Consider the following 20,895-nt stretch of genomic DNA (forward strand, 5'->3'; position numbering starts at 1 on the left):
CGAATGAGCTACAATTATTGGTCAAACGTGGTTAATAGCGAGCAGATGCGTCGCATCGAAGGGGCGATTTTTGCCTCTGGTATGCCTGTGGCCGCTTTGATGGAAAAGGCAGCCCTGTTAACGGCACAACAGCTTAAAAAGTCCTATTCTTTGGCTAATTTCCCCAAAATTGGCGTTATCGTTGGCCCTGGTCACAATGGCGGCGACGCTCTCGTGATTGCTAGAGAATTACATCTCGCCGGTTATCAAGTATCTCTTTTTTGTCCGATCGCCAAACTCAAGGATTTAACAGCACAACAGGCTAATTATGTCAAGCATTTAGGCTTAATTTTTCAGAAAACTTTAGAATCTTTGGAGGATTGTCAGTTAATTATCGATGGTCTTTTCGGTTTTGGTTTAGAAAGGACTTTATCGGGAGAGATTGCCGAATTAGTCGATAAAATTAATAGTTGGCAAAAACCGGTAATTAGTATCGATATTGCTTCAGGAATTCACACCGACACCGGAGAGGTTTTAGGCACGGCAATTAAAGCCACTCATACCTTTTGTTTGGGACTCTGGAAGCGAGCTTTTTTCCAAGATTTGGCCCTACCCTATCTGGGTAAAGTGGAGTTAATTGATATAGGAATTAGTCCCCTTGACCTAGAAACAATTTTACAAGATTCACCGCCAATTCTGAGGGTTAATCCCGATCTAATTCGCCCTTATTTACCTTTACCCCGTCCTCTACTTACCCATAAATATCAGCAGGGACATTTATTAATTATCTGTGGTTCTCGTCGTTATGCGGGGGGGGCAATTCTCACCGGATTAGGAGCGCGAGGTAGTGGTGTGGGAATGCTTTCTATTGCCGTTCCTGCTGCCCTTAAATCTTTATTAATTAGTCATTTACCAGAAGCATTAATTATCGATTGTCCCGAAACTGCCACGGGAGCTATTGCCGAACTTCCCCTAGAATTAAATAATTATCATGTCCTCGCCTGTGGTCCTGGATTAACTACAGACAATGCCGCTATTATCGAACAGGTTTTAGACAGTGATAAACCGATTATACTTGATGCCGATGCTTTAAATATTTTGGCTCAATTCGGTATAGAAAAATTATCATCTCGCCAGAATAAGACAATTTTAACGCCTCATTGGGGAGAATTTAAACGCTTATTTCCTAACTTCTCAGGTTCTCAAGATAGGATTAATATCACTCAAAAAGCATCTCAACAAAGTGGTGCAATTGTCTTATTAAAAGGAGCCAGAACTATAATCGCCTCCCCGGAAGGTAAAATGTATTTAATCCCCGAAAGTAGCTCCGCTTTAGCGCGAGGTGGCAGTGGTGATGTCCTAACAGGACTAATCGGCGGATTCTTAACCCAAATGCCGGATAATCCCCCGGAAGCAACCGCATTAGCGGCTTATTTACACGCTCAAGCTGGCATTTTAGCAGCCAAAGAAAGGACAGAATTAGGAGTAGATGGAGTAACTTTAGCTAATTATTTATTTGCTGCCCTTAAAGATTCGATCCCCCCTGCCCCCCTTGATAAGGGGGGTGCCGATAGGCGGGGGGATCAGAATTGATGATTTTTACTGTATCTAAATAGCTGGTTATAATTAAATTAAAAATGGATTTTAGGTTCGATCCCCCCTGCCCCCCTTGATAAGGGGGGTGCCGATAGGCGGGGGGATCAGAATTGATAATTATTACTGTATCTAACATTAAAATATCTTTCATAATACCCACCAAACCTAAGAGAGCCAAAATATTATTAATAGCATAAGTGTACTGTATTTAAACTGAGTAGGTGTATTTTAGTACAAATGCTCGGACTGCCTCAACCTAGCTCCGGCGCTCCCTTCTCCGGTGCAGTCTTAAGGATTAATTTAGATAGTCGGCATTTGATAAAACATAAGGAATGTTAACCAAAACCACTTATCGTTAAGGAATTTTGATAAGTTGGAGATTGAACAAAGATAGAAAGTCTCTAGCGCTGACAACTATGGCTGTAATTGTCCAAAAATACGGTGGTACATCGGTAGGTTCCGTGGAACGCATTCAATCGGTCGCTCAACGGGTCAAAAATACGGTAATAGCAGGAAATACCGTGGTGGTGGTCGTTTCTGCCATGGGTAAAACCACCGATGGATTGGTCAATTTAGCCAAACAGATCGCCGCCGAACCCTCGCGCCGGGAGATGGATATGTTATTATCCACGGGGGAACAGGTAACAATCGCCTTGATGAGTATGGCCCTAGAGGAAATCGGACAACCGGCCATCTCCCTAACCGGCGCTCAAGTGGGAATTGTCACGGAATCCGAACATAGTCGGGCCCGTATTTTAGAAATTAAAACCGATCGCCTCTCCCGACATCTATCGGAGGGTAAAGTCGTTGTTGTCGCCGGTTTTCAAGGTGTCAGCGATAGTGATCAACTAGAGATTACCACCCTAGGGCGCGGTGGGTCCGATACCTCGGCCGTGGCCCTAGCAGCCGCCTTAAAAGCCGATTTTTGCGAAATTTACACCGATGTACCCGGTATTCTCACCACTGACCCCCGTTTAGTCCCCGAAGCGCGTCTTTTAGACCAAATCACCTGCGATGAGATGCTGGAATTAGCCAGTTTAGGGGCGAAAGTTCTCCACCCGCGAGCGGTGGAAATCGCTAAAAACTTCGGGGTTCCCTTGGTTGTCCGCTCCAGTTGGACAGAGGATCCGGGTACTTGGGTGACATCCCCGGCACCGAAACCGCGCACCCTGCAAGGATTGGAATTGACAAAAGCAGTGGATGCGGTGGAATTTGACGGCAATCAGGCGAAAATCTCCCTTTTACGGGTTCCTGATCGTCCCGGTATCGCTGCCCGTTTATTCGGGGAAATTGCCCATCAACAGGTGGACGTGGATTTAATTATTCAATCGATTCACGAGGGGGACAGCAACGATATCGCCTTTACGGTGATGGGAAATGCCTTAAAAAAAGCCCAATCCGTGGCCGAAGCGATCGCACCGGTTTTACGTTCCCATCCCACTAATACAGAGGAAGCGGAAGTGATCATCGAATCCGGGGCCGCTAAAATCGCCATTACCGGCGCTGGTATGATCGGCCGGCCGGGAATTGCTGCCCAAATATTTAGCACTTTGGCCGCAGCAGCAATTAATATCGAAATGATCTCCACTTCTGAAGTAAAAGTCAGTTGTGTCATCGATGAAGCGGACGGAGAAAAAGCAATTAAAGTCCTTTGTGATGCTTTTCAAGTGGAGTATTCTGCTAAAGTTGCTAATCGCGAAATCCCTAAAAATTTAGTCCCAGTCAGGGGAGTGGCCCTAGATAATAATCAGGCACAAATGGCCATTCGTAACGTCCCCGATCGCCCCGGGATGGCGGCGAGAATTTTCTCGGTTTTAGCGGCAAAAAATGTCAGTGTTGATATGATTATTCAATCCCAACGCTGTCGCATTGTCGATGGTATTCCCCGACGGGATATCGCTTTTACTTTACCCCAAGCTGATGCTAATTTAGCCCAAAAAATCCTCTTAGAACTATCGGAAAGTTTGGGTTTACAGGAAGTGGTGGTTAATAATGATGTGGCCAAAGTGAGCATTGTTGGTTCGGGAATGGAAGGACAACCGGGGGTAGCAGCACGCTTTTTTGAAGCTTTAGCAAAGGAGAAAATTAATATTTTGATGATTGCTACTTCTGATATAAAAATCAGTTGTGTGGTGAATCAGGAAGATGGAGTCAGGGCCCTACAAGTGGTTCACGCCGCTTTTGGATTAGCCGGACAGGGTAAAATTGAAGTACCCGCCTAAATGAAATTACAAGTTCTATGATGGGGGTAAGAGTTGTTTATATTGTTGGCAACTTAACCCCCCAAAAACCCGATAAATAAGTTAACCCTCATCACCCCGATTTTATCTATGGAACCGATAACAGTGGCGACAATTGTTGCTTTGGTATTTCAGACTACTGTAGAAAAATTTACCGAAGCTGCTCTAGAAAAAATTAATACTTTGCGGCAAATCATCTGGAATAAACTTAAAGCTAATCCTAAGGCTGAAAAAGCTTTACAAGCTGCTGAAAAAGGGTCAAAAACTGATCTAGAAAAAGTAGCAGATTATTTAAAGGTTGCCATGAATGATGAAGCAGATTTTGCCGAAAAAGTCAAGGGTTTAGCAACAGAAATTCAATCCTTGAAAATTCAGGATAATAGTAGTATGAACCAGGCTAATTCTGGAGGTCAAAATTTACAGAATCAGGGTCAGGTTAGTGAATTTTATCAAGCAGAAACTATAAACATCAATAAACCCTGACTGCAGCCGCCTGTTAAGGAACAGGTTAAACAACATCCTCACAATTTATCTAATAGTAATATCCCTAGATTTGTTGGTAGGAATCAGGAATTAATTGACTTAAAAACTCAATTACAACAATCCCAAAAGCTTGCTATATCTACCTTAACGGGAATGGGAGGCATAGGTAAAACCGAACTAGCCAGACAGTTTGGCTGGCAACAATGGCGAGAAAAAGCCTATCCCGGGGGTATATGTTGGTTAAATGTGGCAGAAAGTGACGGCGGTTTTATCGGTACTTCTATTTTAGATTTTGCGCGGGTACATCTCAAATTAACTTTACCGGATAAGGGAGAATTAGACGTAAAAATTCGTTATTGTTGGCAAAACTGGTTAGCGGGAAATGTCCTAATTATTTTTGATGATGTGCGGGATTATCAGCAAATTAAGGATTATTTACCACCGCAAGAAGACAAACGCTTTCAGGTTTTAATTACCACTCGCAAGGAATATTTATCAGCGACAATTGAGACTTTTCGGGTAGAAGTATTAAAAGAAAAAGATGCACTTGATTTATTGCGTTCCTACCTTGCAGATAACAGAATTGACACACAAATCGAGGCAGCTAAATTATTATGTCAGGATTTAGGTTATTTACCCTTGGCGTTAGAATTGGTGGCAAGGTTGCTAAAACGACGACAGGATTGGAAAATTAGCAAAATACGGGAGAAATTAGCCGAAAAAGGCTTAGATGAGCCAATTTTAGACAAAAATCCCAAGTTTCATGGGGAAATGACTGCGGAAAGAGGGTTAAAAGCTGCCTTTAATCTCAGTTGGGAGGAGTTGCATAGCGAACCAGAAGCGCAAATTTTGGCACTTTACCTCAGTTTATTCGCTCTTGCGCCCTTTCCCAAGGGAATGATTCTGGATTTATTTCCCGATGAGGATGGGGATACAGTGGAGGAATGGTTAACCGATAGTTTAGTTCACCTGAGTTTAGTTCAGGATAAGGGTGAGGGTTGGTATGAAATTCATCCCCTGTTGCGTCGCTATTTTCGGGATAAGTTAGAAGCATCACCCCACGCAGAACCAGCAAAACGCCGTTATTGTGGGATTATGGCCAAAAAATCGGCAGAAATGCCACAGAATCCCACTGTAGAAATCGTTGAAGAATTTAAACCTTTCCTTCTCCATCTACAAGCATCTGTCGGGGAATATTCCCAATATATCGCTGATGAGGATTTATTTTGGTCTTATACGGGTTTAGCTCGTTATTATGAAGGACAAGGATTGTATGCTATTGCTGAACCCTACTGTCAAGCTTGTTTAACCGCAACTCGAACCCACTTAGGAGACAATCATCCCGATGTGGCAACTTCCCTCAACAATTTAGCAGGATTGTACGAATCCCAAGGCAGGTACACAGAAGCGGAACCTCTCTATCTAGAAGCATTAGATTTGACAAAACGACTCTTAGGAGACAATCATCCCTCTGTGGCAACTTCCCTCAACAACTTAGCATACTTGTACGAATCCCAAGGCAGGTACACAGAAGCAGAACCTCTCTATCTAGAAGCATTAGATTTGAAAAAAAGACTCTTAGGAGACAATCATCCCTCTGTGGCAACTTCCCTCAACAATTTAGCAGAATTGTACCGTTCCCAAGGCAGGTACGAAGAAGCGGAACCTCTCTATCTAGAAGCATTAGATTTGTATAAACGACTCTTAGGAGACAATCATCCCCTTGTGGCAACTTCCCTCAACAATTTAGCAGGATTGTACGATTCCCAAGGCAGGTACACAGAAGCGGAACCTCTCTATCTAGAAGCTTTAGATTTGTTAAAACGACTCTTAGGAGACAATCATCCCCTTGTGGCAAGTTCCCTCAACAACTTAGCAGAATTGTACCAATCCCAAGGCAGGTACACAGAAGCGGAACCTCTCTATCTAGAAGCATTAGATTTGTATAAACGACTCTTAGGAGACAATCATCCCGATGTGGCAACTTCCCTCAACAATTTAGCAGGATTGTACGATTCCCAAGGCAGATACTCAGAAGCAGAACCTCTCTATCTAGAAGCATTAGATTTGTGTAAACGACTCTTAGGAGACAATCATCCCTCTGTGGCAACTTCCCTCAACAATTTAGCATACTTGTACTATTCCCAAGGCAGATACAAAGAAGCGGAACCTCTCCTTCTAGAAGCATTAGATTTGAAAAAACGACTCTTAGGAGACAATCATCCCGATGTGGCACTTTCCCTCAACAATTTAGCAGGATTGTACGATTCCCAAGGCAGGTACACAGAAGCGGAACCTCTCTTTCTAGAAGCGATTAATATTGCTACCCAAGCTTTAGGGGAAAATCATCCCCATACCCAAACCTTTTATCAGAATTATCTGGAGATGTTATCCCAATTACCCGAAGCAGAATTAAGACAACGGTTTCCCGATGAGGTGGTGGAGATGTTGAAACCAAAACCCCCTCATCCCTGAAAATAGTCTTAACTGTGATTTATGGAATTATGGGATAGACTATAATTGATCATTGATAAAGACTTGCCAAATACAACACAATCATAGCATTCACTCAATCATTCAAATCACAGCTTAGACTTATTATAGGAATCTTCCAGACTCTGTGCGATAAGCTTAACCTACAACATAATCGATCTTTGTGTCCTTTGTGCCTTTGTGGTTCCTTCCATTCCCTCGCCAGTAGGACTGTATCTTAGAATACATTTTACCCACTAAATCCAAGAGAGCCTTGAATGAACCAATCATAGTTAAGAGCGTTGGAAAATAGGGTTCGTAGGCGCACGGATTTTCCATTATGAATATAATATCATGTCAAGTCGCCTTTGTCAAGAGAAAATTTAACAACATCCAGATTTAGTCGTAACGCATCACCTATCATTGACTATGATTGAATTAATCACTGCTCACTGATAACTGATAACTGCTCACTGATAACTGATAACTGATAAAGCTATGACACTCAAAGAACAACTTATTAAAGAAATTGAAACAACTCCCATTTCTCTGCTGCCGGAAATCCTGCATTTTGTCCAATCTATAAAAACAAAACATCCAGACATTGACTTTATGGAATTTGCTGGTATGGCAGCAGATATAGAAAATACTATGCAAGAGATTGTCGAAGAAGCAGAAGCTAATCGTCAACTTGATTTAAAACGGATAAATGACTTATGAAACAAGCATTACTTGATACCAATATCCTCTCTTATTTTTTACGAGGCAATCCCACAGTAATTGAACAATTCCGCATCTATCGACAACACTATACTTATATATCGTTTTCAATCTTTACCTATTACGAGATTAAAAGTGGTTTATTGTATAAAGATGCACGAAATCAACAACAACAATTTGAACGTCTTGCAGAAGTCAGTGAAGTAATTGGTTATGATCGTGAAATTAGTGATATAGCTACTCAAATATACGTTAATCTTAGAATAAAAGGACAACTAATTACCCCGATTGATTTGTTTATTGCTGCGACTGCTATTTATTGCGATTATACTCTGATTACAGCTAACATTAAGCATTTTCAAAATATTCCCAATCTTAGTTATGAAAATTGGTATCTCTCAACAATTTAGCACTATTGTACTATTTTCAAGTCAGGTACACAGAAGCGGAACCTCTCTATCTAGAAGCGATTAATATTTTCAGAGAAGGATTAGGGGAAAATCATCCCCATACTCAAACGATTATGGAGAATATAAAACTATGTTGTCCCAACTCTGGCAAGTAGAATTAAGATAGAGTTTAAATGCTTTGGAAAATAGGGTCTGTAGGCGCACGGATTTTCCATTATGAATATAGTATCCTGTCAAGTCGCCTTTGTCAAGAGAAATTTTAACAACATCCAGATTTAGTCGTAACGCATCACCTATCATTGACTATGATTGAATTAATCACTGATGACTACAATGATGGATAATTATAGGAGTATGCTGTCTGGACTGTGATTAGGTGAGATTGTTAAATCCCTACAATAATTTTTATTATTTCATCATCAAAAAAAGGATTAATTATGATCAAAAAAATTAAAATCGCCGATGCTCAAACCGATTTACCAAGTCTCGTTAAATCGGTTACGGAAGATAACAAAATTTATGCCATTGAGAATCAGGAGGACTCTGTAATTTTGATTTCTCAAAAAAACTATGAAAGTTTACAAGAAACTATCGAATTACTCTCTATTCCCGATTTAAGAGAAAGCTTACAGCTATCTCTACAGCAAATTAATGAAAATGAAACCTATTCTCTTGAGGAAGTGTTGGGAGACATTGATTAATGGTTTATGAAGTCAGCATACAACACAATCATAGTATTCATTCAATCATTCCAATCAAAGTTTAGACTGATGATGAACAGAAGTTAATCTATATTCATCGTGCTAAAACCCATTATGGCGAATAAACTAGACCTTGAAAATTCTTGAAAACTAGGGTCTGTAGGCGCACGGATTTTCCATTATGCATATATTATCATGTCAAGTCGCCTTTGTCAAGAGAAAATTTAACAACATCCAGAAAAACGGGGACATGAAGCTTAAATCAAGATGGGAATTACAGCAGACGAATAAATTCTTCTTGTGTCAGTTCAGCATCGCGTAAAATTTTTAGGAGTAATCCTTTCCCGACAGTTTTCCCCCGATGAACCGGTACGGTGACAACTCTTCCATCTTCAGGTTTTAAGCGCAGATGACTTCCTTTTTGTCGGATAGATTGAAACCCGATTTTGGTTAAAGCTTTGATAACTTCATCACCTGTTAATATCGGTAATTTTGGCATCAGATAGACACCTTTTCAATTCCAACAAACTCCGACACATCTTCAGGATTGTCATCTTCCAAGCAAAGTTCAATCACTTCCCTGATATTCTTCATCAATTCATCAATCGTTTCCCCTTGACTGTAACAACCCCGAAGTTGAGGAACTTCCCCAACATAATATCCATCCTCATCTCGTTCAATGACAACATAAAACTCTCTTTGATGGTTCATGGTTCTCAATCCTTAAAAAAATTATCGCTATCTAAGCTTTTATTGGCGATTATTGAGACTTGAAGAGAGAGGTCGCAGGCGCACGGATTTTCCATTATGAATATAGTATCATGTCAAGTCGCCTTTGTCAAGAGAAAATTTTGACAACATCCAGATTTAGTCCTCACGCATCACCTATCATCGACTATGATTGAATTAATCACTGATAACTGATAGCTGATAACTGATAACTGATAACTGATAAGAGATTGTCGAAGAAGGGGTGAACATTCGGGGGATAACCTATGGTTGAAACCGTAGATTTCCTATCCGAATGCTGGTCCCCTACTTTTTCAGCATACCCTAATTAATCGGGCAATTTATACTGTTCCACAATCTTTTTAGCATATTCAGGAACATGAGCCGCTAATTTTTCAGGATAATTACGTTTAACATAAAGGTAATTACGGGTAAAGTGAGAATCGATGGAAAAGCGAGCATATTCTAAACCTTTAGGCCCGATTTTTTCAATTACTACTCCCATCATTTTTGCCGCCCACATCGGCAAGGTTACACCTTTATCATAGGCAGGAATGCTATTTTGTACCGCCTGTTTTCTATCACCACTAGACATAACATCTTGGGTATCTAATTGATCTTTAACTAACTCTAACATTTCCTTGCCCGTATCATTACGAACCATAATCCATTGCCAGCCAAAAGGTGCGCCCATATAGCCCACAACCAAATCGGCAAGGGAGTTAACATAATCAAAACAACTCATACAGGAAGGGGCAAAAACATCTTTTAATTTATTAGTTTTTAAGCCAAAAAAGGGAACCATTTCCATCGAGCCGTCTTCGTGTTTAAAGTGTACCCGAAAATCCTGCATAAATTCGTAGTGAACCACAGTTTCTGGGGAACGACTGGTAGTTTCTAGAAACTTTTGCAGTCCTGAGCGGGTGACATTATCGACGCAGGGAGTTCCTAAGACATATAATTTTTCCAAGCCTAATTTTTTTTCTACTGCTCTTAGGGCTTGAATTTGACAACCAACTCCGATAACTAATAACCGTTTCATGCCCGATTTTTCAATTTCTTCTAGGACTGATAAATTGGGAGAAAGAGTCGGTTTATTGACTTTAGCGGCGAGAATTTCTTCCGTGGTACGGGCGAGAATCGGCTGCGGTTGAAAGCGATCCTCGGCGGTATTCTGCACACAAACCACCCCTTCTACTAAACCACGATTGAGCATTTCACAGGCAATTGTGCTGACGATTCCTGTCCATTGCGCCCCTGGAATAGCTTGTTTTTTCTTGGCAGCCATCATCTCTTGATGAACACCAAAATAGAGATCATTTTCCTGATTTAAGTCGCGACTTTTGCCGTGTGCTGCTGCTTCTAAATCGGCAATTTGTTGATTGAGAAAAGCACAAGCTTCTTTAACATAGTGAATGTAATAAGTGTCACAAAGTCCGCACTCGCTACACAATTCTTTGGCAGGACGACGACTATTGGGTTTGAGGGCTTTGGCTTTTAGGTGTGGCGCAAGGGAGTTCATAATCTTAAAAGGCAACTAGGTCAAGGTTTTTTTTCTATCGATCGTTTACCTTACCGCATTAGATCGCTTTGTTACCAATCTTTTTAAAGAAATGTAACGATTACCCGGAATAGGATCAGAGCAAAGCTTCTAAGGTGGCGACGACGGAAGCCGCTAAAGCTTCTAAATCATAACCACCTTCTAAGCCGAAAAGCAGCGGTTTATTGAGAGTTAAGAGGTATTTGGTTAAAATTCCATAATCCTGTGGGTGTAAACAAATTCCCGCCAGAGGATCCGCTTGATTGGCATCATATCCAGCACTAACAATCACTAAATCCGGTTGAAAATTTTTCAGAAAAGATATGACTTGCCCCTCAAAATGTTCTTGATAATCTTTAATCGTACTTCCCGCCGATAAGGGAATATTCAAAACATTATTAAACTCACCTTTTTCTCGCGCTTCTCCCGTGCCGGGATAAAAGGGGAATTGATGGAGGGAACAATAGGCAATCTGGGGATGATTTTCGACTATATCCTGGGTGCCATTGCCGTGATGTACGTCCCAATCAAGAATCGCTACTTTTTGCACTCTTTTGTTTTCCAAAGCATAATAGGCGGCAATAGCAGCATTAGAAAACAGACAGAAACCCATGCCATAATTAGAAGTGGCATGATGTCCGGGGGGACGGGCTAAAATAAAGGCAGGATCGCCGGTAGATAAGACTCGATCTACCCCATCTAACCAGCCACTAACCGCTAGTAACGCCACATCGTAACTACGGGCAGAAACGGGAGTATCGGCATCCAATCTCCCCCCACCCTGTTGACAAATTCGCCGCAATCTATCAACATAATCTTGATTATGAACTTGTTTAATCAAAGGGATTACTTCGTCACGAATTTCGATCGGTGTGGGTAAATGCCATGTTAATTTTGACTGCCATTCTGTTTGTTTTAAAGCCTCGACAATTGCCGTTAAACGCGCCGCTTGTTCGGGATGGTAAATACCTGTATCGTGATCGAGAAATTCATCGGAATAGATAATCGAGATCATAATCAAATCACTGCTTAACTCGTTGATTTTTGAGCAACCCAATGGTTTTAATCTATCAGAAAAGTGGGGGCTTGAGGAGCTATAGTGAAAAAACTTTACTGATTAGGCCACTTTTGCCTGATGATGCAATTATCTCTCCCTAAGGTGACAGGACGCAAAAATGCTGACAAATTTTCGGAAATTTCAGCTAGAAGTTAATGGCATTACTATCAATGGTGTCAAAGGTGGGCGCGGTTTTCCGCTGCTTTTGCTGCATGGTTATCCCCAAACCCATCAAATGTGGCATAAAATCGCCCCCCGATTAGCGGCTAATTTTACGGTGATCGCCACGGATCTGCGCGGCTACGGGGATAGCGATAAACCCTTACCCCTAGAGGATTCTAGCAATTATTGCAAGCGGGTGATGGCCTTAGATCAGGTGTTGCTGATGGAAAAATTGGGTTATCAGGAGTTTTATCTGATCGGCCACGATCGAGGGGCGCGAGTTTCCCACCGTATCGCCCTTGATTTTCCCGAAAAGGTCAAAAAACTCGTTTTACTCGATATAGCTCCGACGCTGGCGATGTACGAGGCGACTGATAAAACTTTTGCCACTGCCTACTATCATTGGTTTTTCTTGATTCAGCCTTCCCCTTTTCCCGAAACCCTGATCGCTGCTAATCCCGATTATTATCTACAACATTGCTTGCAAAGTTGGGGGCGAGATTTTAGCGCTTTTACAGAGGAAGCTTTGGGGGAATATCGGCGTTGTTTTCGAGATTTAAGGACGATAACCGCCACCTGTGCCGATTATCGGGCCGCCGCTACCATCGATTTAGAGCATGATCGTCAGGATTTAGACCGGAAAATTTCCTCCCCCCTCTTGGTTCTTTGGGGAAAAAAAGGTTTCATCGCACGTCAATACGATATGATCACTCTTTGGCAGCAGCGAGCTAATCAAGTCACGGGACAGGCGATCTCCAGTGGTCATTTTTTACCGGAAGAGGCACCAGAAGAGACGGCACAGGCGATCGAGGATTTTCTCGGCTAAGTAATACTAAATCCTGTTATTAAAAACTGATTATTTATTCTCCGTTTTGCATGAGTGCCTCTCCTGATATGTAGTCCATACTCAACGGATTTAGTATCAAAAAAAAATCGGGCTAGAAATAGCTTCCAACCCCATAGGATCCATAACCTAATTAGTGATTAAATTCTCGACTTAGTAAGCGTCCTGTAGTTCGTAGAATTCGGGAGAAACGTAATCTTTGCGTAGGGGCCAACCTACCCAATCTTCCGGCATTAAAATCCGTTTTAGGTGGGGATGTCCTTCATAAATAATGCCGAACATATCATAACTTTCTCGTTCTTGCCAGTCAGCGGCTTTCCAAATCCAGTAAACCGAGGCAACCCTGGGATTATCTCTAGGAAGAAAGACTTTTAAGCGCACTTCCACGGGACTATCGACATTATCGGTTACTTTGACCAGATGATAGAAACTAACTAATTCTTTCCCCGGCCCCAAATCGTAAGCGCCCTGACATTGGAGATAATTAAAGCCATAAGCGAATAAAGCAGTGGCCAGAGGAATTAAAAAGTCTGGTTCTACTTTAATCAATTCCACACCACTATGGTCAGCTTCTAAAGCTTGATGATCAAAACCATTTTCGCTTAACCAAATCGAAGTGGGGCCAGCTTGCACAATAGCTGTGGTTTCTTCAGTCATTTAGATTTCTTCCTTTTGTTTCGTGGTCAAAAGAGCGGGGGGAACAGGCATCCCGGTGGCTTCTAGTAACTCTTTCGGAGGTGCTTGACGGGTGGCCGATTGCAGATATTTACCCGTAAGAATCGGTTCCGTGGCCTGCATTTTATGGGTGGTGCTGTAATAACGATTGGTTTGCTGGAGGACAGTCCCGCGTTCTTGAATAGATTCGTTAGCGACTTTTTTCCGCAGTTTAATAATTGCATCGATAATCGCTTCCGGACGGGGGGGACAACCGGGTATATAGACATCGACGGGGATAAGTTTATCTACTCCTCTAACTGCGGTGGTGGAGTCACTGCTGAACATTCCCCCCGTAATCGTACAGGCACCCATGGCGATAACGTATTTGGGTTCTGGCATTTCTTCATACAGACGCACCAAAGCGGGGGCCATTTTCATAGTGATTGTACCGGCAGTGATGATTAAATCGGCTTGCCGGGGACTAGAACGGGGAACTAAACCAAAGCGATCAAAATCAAAACGGGAACCAATCAAGGCCGCGAACTCGATAAAACAGCAAGCTGTACCGTATAGCATCGGCCAAAGACTTGACAAACGCGCCCAGTTATATAGGTCATCAACGGTGGTAAGGATGACATTTTCCGATAAATCCTGGGTAACTTTAGTGCGTTCGATGGGATTGAGGATTTTTTCGCTTTGTTGTTCGATAATTTGCTTAAATTCGCTGGTAGGGTTGGGACTCATCGGGTTATCCTCTCATGAAAAGTCAAAAATAAGGAAAATTATGGCCGTTATGACCATTCTAAGGCTCCTTTCCGCCAAGCATAGACGAGAGCAACCACAAGGATAGCAATAAAGATCAGTGCTTCTACAAAAGCTAATAGACCCAATTGATTGAAAGCTACCGCCCAAGGGTAGAGAAAGACGGTTTCCACGTCAAAAACCACGAAAACGAGGGCAAACATATAATAACGAATGTTAAACTGAATCCAAGCACCGCCGATCGGTTCCATCCCCGATTCATAGGTAGTGCGTCTTTCCGGACCGCCACCACTAGGCCGCAGGACTTTGGAGGCAGTTAGGGATAGGATTGGTACTAAACTGCAAGCGAGCAGAAATCCTAGAAAATACTCGTAACCTTTGAGGACAAACACTGGGTTTTTTTTCTCCTTATTCGCTATCGACAGGGGAAGTTGTCGGCATCTCTATGGCTACTTATTATAGAGGCTTTAGCAACCCGTCTCCTTCTCAAAAGCAGCATTGAAGATGTTTATCGATACCATTAGCTAATCATCGGGTTGAGCTTCGCTTCTGTCTCTGTTTTGCTCTTAACTCTGACGGGGTGACAAGGAAGCCTACAATCCCTATGAGAAGCGAAGTGTAGCTAAATATGGTAAAAAAGAAGTGGCTGCGATCAGCTGTTGACTATCTCAATGAGTGCCAGGGTTGTAAGTTCGAGCATTTGTACTAAAATTTCCCCTAGGCAGTTCAAATTATCAGAAATGCTGTCCAGCGGATTATAGTTTGTTTGTTAATGCACAGGCTCCAAGCAGCGATCGCTTAAGACAATATATCATTATGCAGTTACTAAAACTGACTCGCTAGAATTTTGCTAAATCTCTTAATAGCTTGTTTATGTCTTAAAATAAGACTGATTAGATTATAACGATTACAATTTAAGTAAGTAGTTATTGCCTCTGATCCCCCCTGCCCCCCTTAATAAGGGGGGTGCCGATAGGCGGGGGGATCTGACAACTTTTAACGCCTACCTACTTAAATAGTGACGAGGACAATTTACAATCCCCAGTCGGATTAACTTTGTTAGCTATAGCATCCCTAAATAAAATGTGAAAAGGTATCGTATTTTTTAAGTTTAGGAAAATTAAATAATTGAAATTTAGCCAAAAACTCGAACAGTCGTTTAACCACAGGAAAACCTTTCGCCATCCCATAAAATCCGCTCAAAAGACTTGTTAACTGTAGCCAAATCGTTTCTACTAGATTTTCTTCGGTTTGGTGCGCTCTCAGTTGTTTGCTGACGCTTTTTGCGCTATTTGACCGAATAAACCCTTTTTAAGGCATTAGGGAAGGATAGGCTATGCCGACTTTTATTTTATGAGACTAGGCTATTGTATCAACTTTTAATTAAACAGCTAATCTGCTAAAATGATAAGTAAATATTATTTTAAGTTTATTTAAGGCTGTCATTACTAATGCTAAGTTAAGCTGGGTAAATTTTCGCGTAGTATCAAAAAGGAAACTCATTCGACCCGTTCAGTTTAAACGGCGAGAAAAGGCATTTTGAGGCTGAGGAACAACCTATGGCAAAGGAAACAAAGACAACCACTTATAAAGTCACCCTGAAAACACCCAATGGCGACCATACAATTGATGTTCCCGATAATGAATATATTCTCGATATAGCGGAAGAAAAAAAATTAGATTTACCTTTTTCTTGCCGTGCTGGTGCTTGTTCTGCTTGCGCTGGTAAAATCGAATCCGGTAGCGTTGATCAATCCGAGCAATCCTTCTTAGATGACGATCAAATTGAAGCGGGTTATGTCCTCACCTGTGTGGCCTATCCTACTTCTGACTGTGTGATCGTCACCCACAAAGAAGAAGATTTGTACTAATTTAACTCAATATTCGGGGGTTAGATACTCCAACAATACAACAATAATAGAGCGGGAACTGCAAGGGCGACAGTTCTCGCTTTATTTGTATTTTTGCCTCTTGACTCGACAGTGAGATACAGCCCAAAAATTAATCATGCCAGAGGTCTCCCAAGAATTTATAATTGTATAGTAGTATAGTTATAAAAATATATAAAGAGAGTCAGAGATCATGCTATTCCGTCAGATGTTTGATCCCGAAACCAGCACTTATACTTATTTGATTGCCGATCCCGTCAGCAAGGAAGCGGCATTAGTGGATTCAGTACGGGAACAGGTGGAAAGGGATTATCAGCAATTACGGGAGCTAGGATTAACGCTAAAATATTGTTTAGAAACCCATATTCACGCCGATCACGTCACAGGAACCGGAAAATTAAGGCAAATCACAGGCTGTCAGGGTATAGTTCCCGAAAATGCTCAAGTAGCCTGTGCCGATCGCCATCTGACGGATGGAGAGGAATTGTTACTAGGAAATATCACCATCAAAGCGATCGCTACTCCTGGCCACACCGATAGTCATCTAGCCTATTTAGTCAATAACAGTCATCTTTTGACAGGAGATGCCCTATTTATCCGGGGTTGTGGTCGTACCGACTTCCAAAGCGGCGATGCTGGTACTCTCTTTGATTCGGTCACGCAAAAACTTTTCACTCTCCCCGATAGTACCCTAGTTTATCCCGGCCACGACTATCGCGGTTTAACTGTCTCCACCATTGCCGAAGAAAAACAAGACAATCCCCGTTTTGTCGGACGTAACCGCCGACAATTTATCGAGTTGATGAACAGTCTTAATTTACCCGATCCCAAAAAGATCATGGAGGCAGTTCCCGCTAACCAAGGCTGCGGCAATTTAGGAGTTGTTTTAGCTTAAATATCTATTCCATTCAGGAGATTAACGATGACCCATACCACAAATCAAGCAAAATTACTAGAATTTGATGCCCATACTTTAAAAAACTTAATTGAGCGCCGAGAAGTTTGCTTAATTGATGTGCGAGAACCGGGGGAGTACGCCAGCGATCGCATTCCGGGGGCGAAATTAGTACCACTTTCCAGTTTTAACCCTAATTCGATCGCTTTTGACCCCGATCAAACCCTAGTTCTCTACTGTAATTCCGGCAGCAGGTCCACTGTAGCGGCACAAAAACTGATTGCGGCAGGATTTAGCCAAGTTGCCCAGCTTAAAAACGGCTTAAATACTTGGAAAAGTGCGGGTTATACCACCGAAAAAGACCAAAATGCCCCAATTAGTTTATTCCGTCAGGTGCAGATCGTCGCTGGTTCCTTAGTTGTCCTTGGAACAGTATTAGGAGCCTTTCTCTCGCCTTGGTTCCTGATTTTAAGCGGTTTTGTCGGTTCCGGTCTAGTTTTTGCCGGTATTAGTAATACCTGTGCTTTAGCTATGCTTCTGGCTAAACTTCCCTACAATCAACCCCATCAGTAAACAGTAATCAGTAACCAGTAAATAATAAAATATGATTTCCTGATCACTGATAACAAGGGTCGAATCTAAAACCTAAGATGTACTTAGTTTCTAGCCTTCTTTTTAGGTAGGAGAATTGCCAGATTTTTTACTTGGGGCCTCTTGCCTGTTGCCTTCAGAAGCTGATCACTGATAACTGAAATGACTTGGTTAATTGGACATTTATTAGCCGTTTGTACGGGGATTAGTCTGGGATTGTTAGGAGGAGGAGGTTCTGTACTAGCATTACCGATTCTAGTCTATGTGATGGGAGTACCGACCAAATCGGCGATCGCTATGACGCTTCTAGTCATCGGTAGTGTCAGCTTACTCGCCACGATTCCCCACTGGAAAAAAGACAACATTAACTTAAAAACCGCTTTTATCTTCGGTTCTGCGACGATGGTAGGGGCTTTTTGCGGAGCAAGATTAGCCACATTACCCTTTGTCACTGCAACCTTCCAGATGCTCCTGTTTGCGACACTAATGCTCATAGCGGCAGCCTTTATGATTAGTAGATCAACACAGATAGATAATCCTGATTATAAAGCCCGCGATCGGCCAAAAAATCTCACCCTCTACCCCCAACCGGTCTGTCAATATTGCTGGCTCTGGTTAATGAGTGAAGGAATCGCTGTGGGTGTCCTGACGGGATTAGTTGGGGTTGGGGGAGGCTTCGCTATCGTTCCCGCGCTGGTATTATTGGGTAAAATCCCCATGGTTCAGGCGATCGCCACTTCCCTGCTGATTATTTCCCTCAATTCTCTAGCCGGATTACTGGGCTATTTAGGTCATATTAGCCTCGATTGGCAGTTAACCCTATCCTTTGCTTTTGCGGCTGCCCTCGGTACTCTCATCGGTTCCTATCTAGGACAGTTTGTGTCCGCAAAACAGTTACAAAAAGGTTTTGGTTATTTTCTCTTAGCGATCGCAACTTTAGTTTTAATTCAAAATCGTCACATCTTGCACAATTTCCTAGCTCCGAAAGGTCATTCTATTATCCCGGCGGAGAAGACTATCAATCGAACTGAAGTCAATTAAATCTCGATACTGGGAGAATTGCTGCAATACTGACCAGCTGCTTGCCTATCCCCATCACTTGTTAAAACTGCATGGGAGAGGCACTGGAGCTTTTTGCTGTTATCAGTAAAGAGCAATTAGAAAAAAGAAAACGGCACCTTTCTACTTAAGACTGATAACTGATCACTGATTATCGGCCCACTTCAGCGAAAATCTCGGCTAAAATCTCTCCAGCACCAGCCTCGCGCACTTTATGGGCTAAATCTCGTCCTAAGACTTCCCCATGGCTAGGATCACCGCTAACCGAGTCCTTAATCAGGCGCTTACCGTCGAGACTAGCCACCATACCCGTTAAAGTTAGGATACCATCCTCGATCGCCGTATTCACCCCGATGGGAACTTGACAGCCCCCCTGCAACTCGCGTAAAAAAGCGCGTTCAGCATAGCATCTATCGCGACTAGGGGCGTGTTCCAACACTTTTAGGACTTGCAAAACCTCCGGATCAGCATCGCGGCATTCTATCCCTAAAGCCCCCTGTCCCACCGCATGGAGAGAAATTGCCGCCGGAATAACCTGATGAACTCGATCGCCTAATCCTAACCTTTCTAGTCCCGCTACTGCCAGAATAATCGCATCGTATTCTCCCGCATCCAGTTTTGCCAGACGGGTGTTGACATTGCCGCGCACATCTTTAAAAGTCAGATGGGGATAATGATAACGCAACTGGGCTAATCGCCGCAGGGAAGAAGTCCCCACCACTGCACCTTCCGGTAAAGTGTCTAATTGATAGTCTTGATTTTGGCTATTTACCACCAAAGCATCTGCCGGATTAACTCTTTCGGTGACGCAACCCAAGATTAAGCCTTCGGGTAAATTAGTGGGCAGATCCTTGAGAGAATGGACGGCAAGATCGATCGATCTATCCAACATTCCCACTTCTAATTCTTTGGTAAATAAACCCTTATCACCGATTTTCGCCAGGGCCACATCGAGAATTTTATCGCCTTGGGTACTCATCGTCTCCACCTCAAACTGTCGATGGGGGTGGTGTTTACTCAATTCTGCCTGTACCCAATAGGTTTGTACTAGGGCTAACTGACTTTTACGCGAACCGATACGCAGGGAACGAGGAGGACTAGAAACGGACATATCTGAGGTAGGAATTTAACTAAACATCTATCTGACTGCTCGATCTAGACTATCCTGATCTCACCCCTGTTGAGTAATCACTTTCTAGCTTAGGGGTAAATAGTTACATCTCTTAATATTTTTAGGCAAATAGGGTGATCGGGTTTTCGGGAAGGGGTCAAAGTTTAAAGGTCAGTGGTTCGGTTTCTGCGTTGGTATCTAAAAAATTAACCGACTGCAAACCCTGTATAGGGTCTAACTAAAGCTTGATGAACAGCTAAACAGCTTAAACCTTAACCGATTATTAACGCTATTCTCCGATAATTCTCCATAGTTAATTAACTTATATTAATTTTCTAGGAGATACTTGACATCCCCCCCCCCCTATGTTAGTCTGGCTACTGTTCCCAATGCGATTTTTCGTTAGCAAAGCAATTATGTCTTTAAAAACCTCTTTAGCGGGCGCTACTGCCGCCATCGGCTTGACCGCCCTAGCCTATCCCGCCCAAGCTGCCCTGTACAACTTAACCTATACCCACGGTACCCCAGTAGGAAACCCAATAACTTTCTCCGCAAAACTGACAGGAACGGCTTCAGGGCAAGTTATCACTGTCACTGGATTTAGTGATGCCAAATACAATGGGTTTTCCTTCCCAAGCTGGACATACTTAGACACCTACACTGGCTATTTGGTAGGCCCATCGACTCCTGGTTCTGGTGTGGTTAGTTTGGATAATTCAGTGACAAATATTACGTTTGGCACAGCTGATTTCAGCCAAATAGTTGCCTTTGGCCCTGCAGGCGGCACTGTTGGTAACTCTGTGATTTTTACTTCTTTCGGTTTTGATCCTACCTTCGGTGCCGACACAAATAGTGGTGAAGAAACATTGGGTACTCTGACCGTGACCGAGATCTCACAACAACCCATCCCTGAACCTAGTGCTGTTGTCGCCCTATTGGGGTTAGGTTTGGGTGCCTTGGCTTCTAAAGTTAGGAAACAAGGTTAATTTTGATTTCCA

The 20,895-nt window shown here is 42.5% G+C and carries 22 protein-coding genes; 14 read left to right on the plus strand and 8 right to left on the minus strand.

The window, feature by feature from the left end:
- Positions 1–3: 3 nt before the first annotated feature.
- The 8 genes from IM475_RS13370 (at position 4) to IM475_RS13405 (ending at position 8,601) form a co-directional block, all read left to right on the plus strand.
- Entirely contained in the window at positions 4–1,572 is a 1,569-nt protein-coding gene (locus tag IM475_RS13370) for an NAD(P)H-hydrate dehydratase (RefSeq protein ID WP_287727886.1), read from the plus strand.
- Between the two features lie 419 nt (positions 1,573–1,991).
- The gene (locus tag IM475_RS13375) at positions 1,992–3,797 is read left to right on the plus strand and encodes an aspartate kinase (protein WP_046663368.1); all 1,806 of its coding nucleotides are present in this window, start codon (positions 1,992–1,994) and stop codon (positions 3,795–3,797) included.
- A gap of 108 nt (positions 3,798–3,905) precedes the next feature.
- Positions 3,906–4,298 (plus strand): hypothetical protein, encoded by a 393-nt coding sequence (locus IM475_RS13380; protein WP_016514997.1) that lies wholly within the window; start codon positions 3,906–3,908, stop codon positions 4,296–4,298.
- Between the two features lie 135 nt (positions 4,299–4,433).
- The gene (locus tag IM475_RS13385; protein ID WP_502865674.1) at positions 4,434–6,773 is read left to right on the plus strand and encodes a tetratricopeptide repeat protein; all 2,340 of its coding nucleotides are present in this window, start codon (positions 4,434–4,436) and stop codon (positions 6,771–6,773) included.
- A gap of 495 nt (positions 6,774–7,268) precedes the next feature.
- The gene (locus tag IM475_RS13390) at positions 7,269–7,490 is read left to right on the plus strand and encodes a hypothetical protein (protein WP_002754465.1); all 222 of its coding nucleotides are present in this window, start codon (positions 7,269–7,271) and stop codon (positions 7,488–7,490) included.
- On the plus strand, positions 7,487–7,900 hold the full coding sequence (locus IM475_RS13395; RefSeq protein ID WP_287727888.1) for a type II toxin-antitoxin system VapC family toxin: 414 nt from the start codon (positions 7,487–7,489) through the stop codon (positions 7,898–7,900). Before IM475_RS13390 ends, IM475_RS13395 begins: the two co-directional genes overlap by 4 nt.
- Positions 7,879–8,055 carry a tetratricopeptide repeat protein gene (locus IM475_RS13400; protein WP_353737451.1) on the plus strand — a complete coding sequence of 59 codons (177 nt, stop codon included), beginning with the start codon at positions 7,879–7,881 and terminating at the stop codon, positions 8,053–8,055. The genes IM475_RS13395 and IM475_RS13400 overlap by 22 nt, the downstream gene beginning before the upstream one ends.
- Positions 8,056–8,337: 282 nt before the next feature.
- A complete protein-coding gene (locus IM475_RS13405) occupies positions 8,338–8,601 on the plus strand; it encodes a type II toxin-antitoxin system Phd/YefM family antitoxin (protein ID WP_002756068.1) in 264 nt (87 codons plus the stop codon).
- Between the two features lie 274 nt (positions 8,602–8,875).
- On the opposite strand, the gene IM475_RS13410 is transcribed toward IM475_RS13405, so the two are convergent.
- The 4 genes from IM475_RS13410 to IM475_RS13425 all read right to left on the minus strand — a co-directional run bounded on the left by IM475_RS13410 (position 8,876) and on the right by IM475_RS13425 (position 11,885).
- Positions 8,876–9,100 (minus strand): type II toxin-antitoxin system HicA family toxin, encoded by a 225-nt coding sequence (locus IM475_RS13410; RefSeq protein ID WP_287703100.1) that lies wholly within the window; start codon positions 9,098–9,100, stop codon positions 8,876–8,878.
- On the minus strand, positions 9,100–9,312 hold the full coding sequence (locus IM475_RS13415; protein WP_002749012.1) for a type II toxin-antitoxin system HicB family antitoxin: 213 nt from the start codon (positions 9,310–9,312) through the stop codon (positions 9,100–9,102). The genes IM475_RS13410 and IM475_RS13415 overlap by 1 nt, the downstream gene beginning before the upstream one ends.
- Positions 9,313–9,658: 346 nt before the next feature.
- Positions 9,659–10,852 carry a Coenzyme F420 hydrogenase/dehydrogenase, beta subunit C-terminal domain gene (locus IM475_RS13420; protein ID WP_287727892.1) on the minus strand — a complete coding sequence of 398 codons (1,194 nt, stop codon included), beginning with the start codon at positions 10,850–10,852 and terminating at the stop codon, positions 9,659–9,661.
- 115 nt (positions 10,853–10,967) lie between these two features.
- The gene (locus IM475_RS13425; protein ID WP_287727893.1) at positions 10,968–11,885 is read right to left on the minus strand and encodes a histone deacetylase family protein; all 918 of its coding nucleotides are present in this window, start codon (positions 11,883–11,885) and stop codon (positions 10,968–10,970) included.
- A gap of 160 nt (positions 11,886–12,045) precedes the next feature.
- Here IM475_RS13425 and IM475_RS13430 point away from each other — a divergent pair, with 160 nt between their 5' ends.
- The gene (locus IM475_RS13430) at positions 12,046–12,915 is read left to right on the plus strand and encodes an alpha/beta fold hydrolase (RefSeq protein WP_287727895.1); all 870 of its coding nucleotides are present in this window, start codon (positions 12,046–12,048) and stop codon (positions 12,913–12,915) included.
- A gap of 171 nt (positions 12,916–13,086) precedes the next feature.
- Here the strand turns inward: IM475_RS13430 and IM475_RS13435 are convergent, their stop codons facing one another.
- From IM475_RS13435 to ndhC, 3 genes are read right to left on the minus strand one after another with little or no spacing between them, the layout of a single operon-like run.
- Positions 13,087–13,590 (minus strand): NAD(P)H-quinone oxidoreductase subunit J, encoded by a 504-nt coding sequence (locus IM475_RS13435; RefSeq protein WP_002778330.1) that lies wholly within the window; start codon positions 13,588–13,590, stop codon positions 13,087–13,089.
- A complete protein-coding gene (ndhK, locus tag IM475_RS13440) occupies positions 13,591–14,334 on the minus strand; it encodes a photosynthetic/respiratory NAD(P)H-quinone oxidoreductase subunit K (RefSeq protein ID WP_002760976.1) in 744 nt (247 codons plus the stop codon).
- Between the two features lie 47 nt (positions 14,335–14,381).
- Positions 14,382–14,744 carry a photosynthetic/respiratory NAD(P)H-quinone oxidoreductase subunit C gene (gene ndhC / locus IM475_RS13445; protein ID WP_002739390.1) on the minus strand — a complete coding sequence of 121 codons (363 nt, stop codon included), beginning with the start codon at positions 14,742–14,744 and terminating at the stop codon, positions 14,382–14,384.
- 1,167 nt (positions 14,745–15,911) lie between these two features.
- On the opposite strand from ndhC, the gene IM475_RS13450 reads away from it, so the two are divergent.
- The 4 genes from IM475_RS13450 (at position 15,912) to IM475_RS13465 (ending at position 18,768) form a co-directional block, all read left to right on the plus strand.
- Positions 15,912–16,223: a ferredoxin gene (locus IM475_RS13450; RefSeq protein WP_287727897.1), complete on the plus strand. Its 312-nt coding sequence runs from the start codon at positions 15,912–15,914 to the stop codon at positions 16,221–16,223.
- A gap of 211 nt (positions 16,224–16,434) precedes the next feature.
- Entirely contained in the window at positions 16,435–17,136 is a 702-nt protein-coding gene (locus IM475_RS13455) for an MBL fold metallo-hydrolase (RefSeq protein WP_287659061.1), read from the plus strand.
- A gap of 27 nt (positions 17,137–17,163) precedes the next feature.
- On the plus strand, positions 17,164–17,709 hold the full coding sequence (locus IM475_RS13460) for a rhodanese-like domain-containing protein (RefSeq protein WP_287727898.1): 546 nt from the start codon (positions 17,164–17,166) through the stop codon (positions 17,707–17,709).
- A 180-nt stretch (positions 17,710–17,889) separates the two neighbouring features.
- Positions 17,890–18,768, plus strand: coding sequence for a sulfite exporter TauE/SafE family protein (locus tag IM475_RS13465; protein WP_287727899.1), 879 nt, complete (start codon positions 17,890–17,892; stop codon positions 18,766–18,768).
- A 169-nt stretch (positions 18,769–18,937) separates the two neighbouring features.
- Here the strand turns inward: IM475_RS13465 and hemC are convergent, their stop codons facing one another.
- Positions 18,938–19,897, minus strand: a complete 960-nt coding sequence (hemC, locus tag IM475_RS13470) for a hydroxymethylbilane synthase (RefSeq protein ID WP_287727901.1) — start codon at positions 19,895–19,897, stop codon at positions 18,938–18,940.
- 365 nt (positions 19,898–20,262) lie between these two features.
- On the opposite strand from hemC, the gene IM475_RS13475 reads away from it, so the two are divergent.
- Complete coding sequence (locus tag IM475_RS13475) at positions 20,263–20,883, plus strand: PEP-CTERM sorting domain-containing protein (RefSeq protein WP_287727903.1); 621 nt, start codon at positions 20,263–20,265, stop codon at positions 20,881–20,883.
- Positions 20,884–20,895: the final 12 nt, after the last annotated feature.

It is taken from the genome of Microcystis sp. M061S2, assembly GCF_020245605.1.
Lineage (GTDB): Bacteria > Cyanobacteriota > Cyanobacteriia > Cyanobacteriales > Microcystaceae > Microcystis.

Bases quoted from the DNA above. Each gene is read 5' to 3' on its own strand.
- IM475_RS13390 (WP_002754465.1), top strand. From the start codon at position 7,269: ATGACACTCAAAGAACAACTTATTAAAGAAATTGAAACAACTCCCATT.
- ndhK (WP_002760976.1), bottom strand. From the start codon at position 14,334: ATGAGTCCCAACCCTACCAGCGAATTTAAGCAAATTATCGAACAACAA.
- IM475_RS13405 (WP_002756068.1), top strand. From the start codon at position 8,338: ATGATCAAAAAAATTAAAATCGCCGATGCTCAAACCGATTTACCAAGT.
- IM475_RS13415 (WP_002749012.1), bottom strand. From the start codon at position 9,312: ATGAACCATCAAAGAGAGTTTTATGTTGTCATTGAACGAGATGAGGAT.
- IM475_RS13370 (WP_287727886.1), top strand. From the start codon at position 4: ATGAGCTACAATTATTGGTCAAACGTGGTTAATAGCGAGCAGATGCGT.
- hemC (WP_287727901.1), bottom strand. From the start codon at position 19,897: ATGTCCGTTTCTAGTCCTCCTCGTTCCCTGCGTATCGGTTCGCGTAAA.
- IM475_RS13375 (WP_046663368.1), top strand. From the start codon at position 1,992: ATGGCTGTAATTGTCCAAAAATACGGTGGTACATCGGTAGGTTCCGTG.
- IM475_RS13450 (WP_287727897.1), top strand. From the start codon at position 15,912: ATGGCAAAGGAAACAAAGACAACCACTTATAAAGTCACCCTGAAAACA.
- IM475_RS13435 (WP_002778330.1), bottom strand. From the start codon at position 13,590: ATGACTGAAGAAACCACAGCTATTGTGCAAGCTGGCCCCACTTCGATT.
- IM475_RS13455 (WP_287659061.1), top strand. From the start codon at position 16,435: ATGCTATTCCGTCAGATGTTTGATCCCGAAACCAGCACTTATACTTAT.
- IM475_RS13460 (WP_287727898.1), top strand. From the start codon at position 17,164: ATGACCCATACCACAAATCAAGCAAAATTACTAGAATTTGATGCCCAT.
- IM475_RS13420 (WP_287727892.1), bottom strand. From the start codon at position 10,852: ATGAACTCCCTTGCGCCACACCTAAAAGCCAAAGCCCTCAAACCCAAT.
- IM475_RS13395 (WP_287727888.1), top strand. From the start codon at position 7,487: ATGAAACAAGCATTACTTGATACCAATATCCTCTCTTATTTTTTACGA.
- IM475_RS13430 (WP_287727895.1), top strand. From the start codon at position 12,046: ATGCTGACAAATTTTCGGAAATTTCAGCTAGAAGTTAATGGCATTACT.
- IM475_RS13465 (WP_287727899.1), top strand. From the start codon at position 17,890: ATGACTTGGTTAATTGGACATTTATTAGCCGTTTGTACGGGGATTAGT.
- IM475_RS13380 (WP_016514997.1), top strand. From the start codon at position 3,906: ATGGAACCGATAACAGTGGCGACAATTGTTGCTTTGGTATTTCAGACT.
- IM475_RS13475 (WP_287727903.1), top strand. From the start codon at position 20,263: ATGTTAGTCTGGCTACTGTTCCCAATGCGATTTTTCGTTAGCAAAGCA.
- IM475_RS13425 (WP_287727893.1), bottom strand. From the start codon at position 11,885: ATGATCTCGATTATCTATTCCGATGAATTTCTCGATCACGATACAGGT.
- IM475_RS13410 (WP_287703100.1), bottom strand. From the start codon at position 9,100: ATGCCAAAATTACCGATATTAACAGGTGATGAAGTTATCAAAGCTTTA.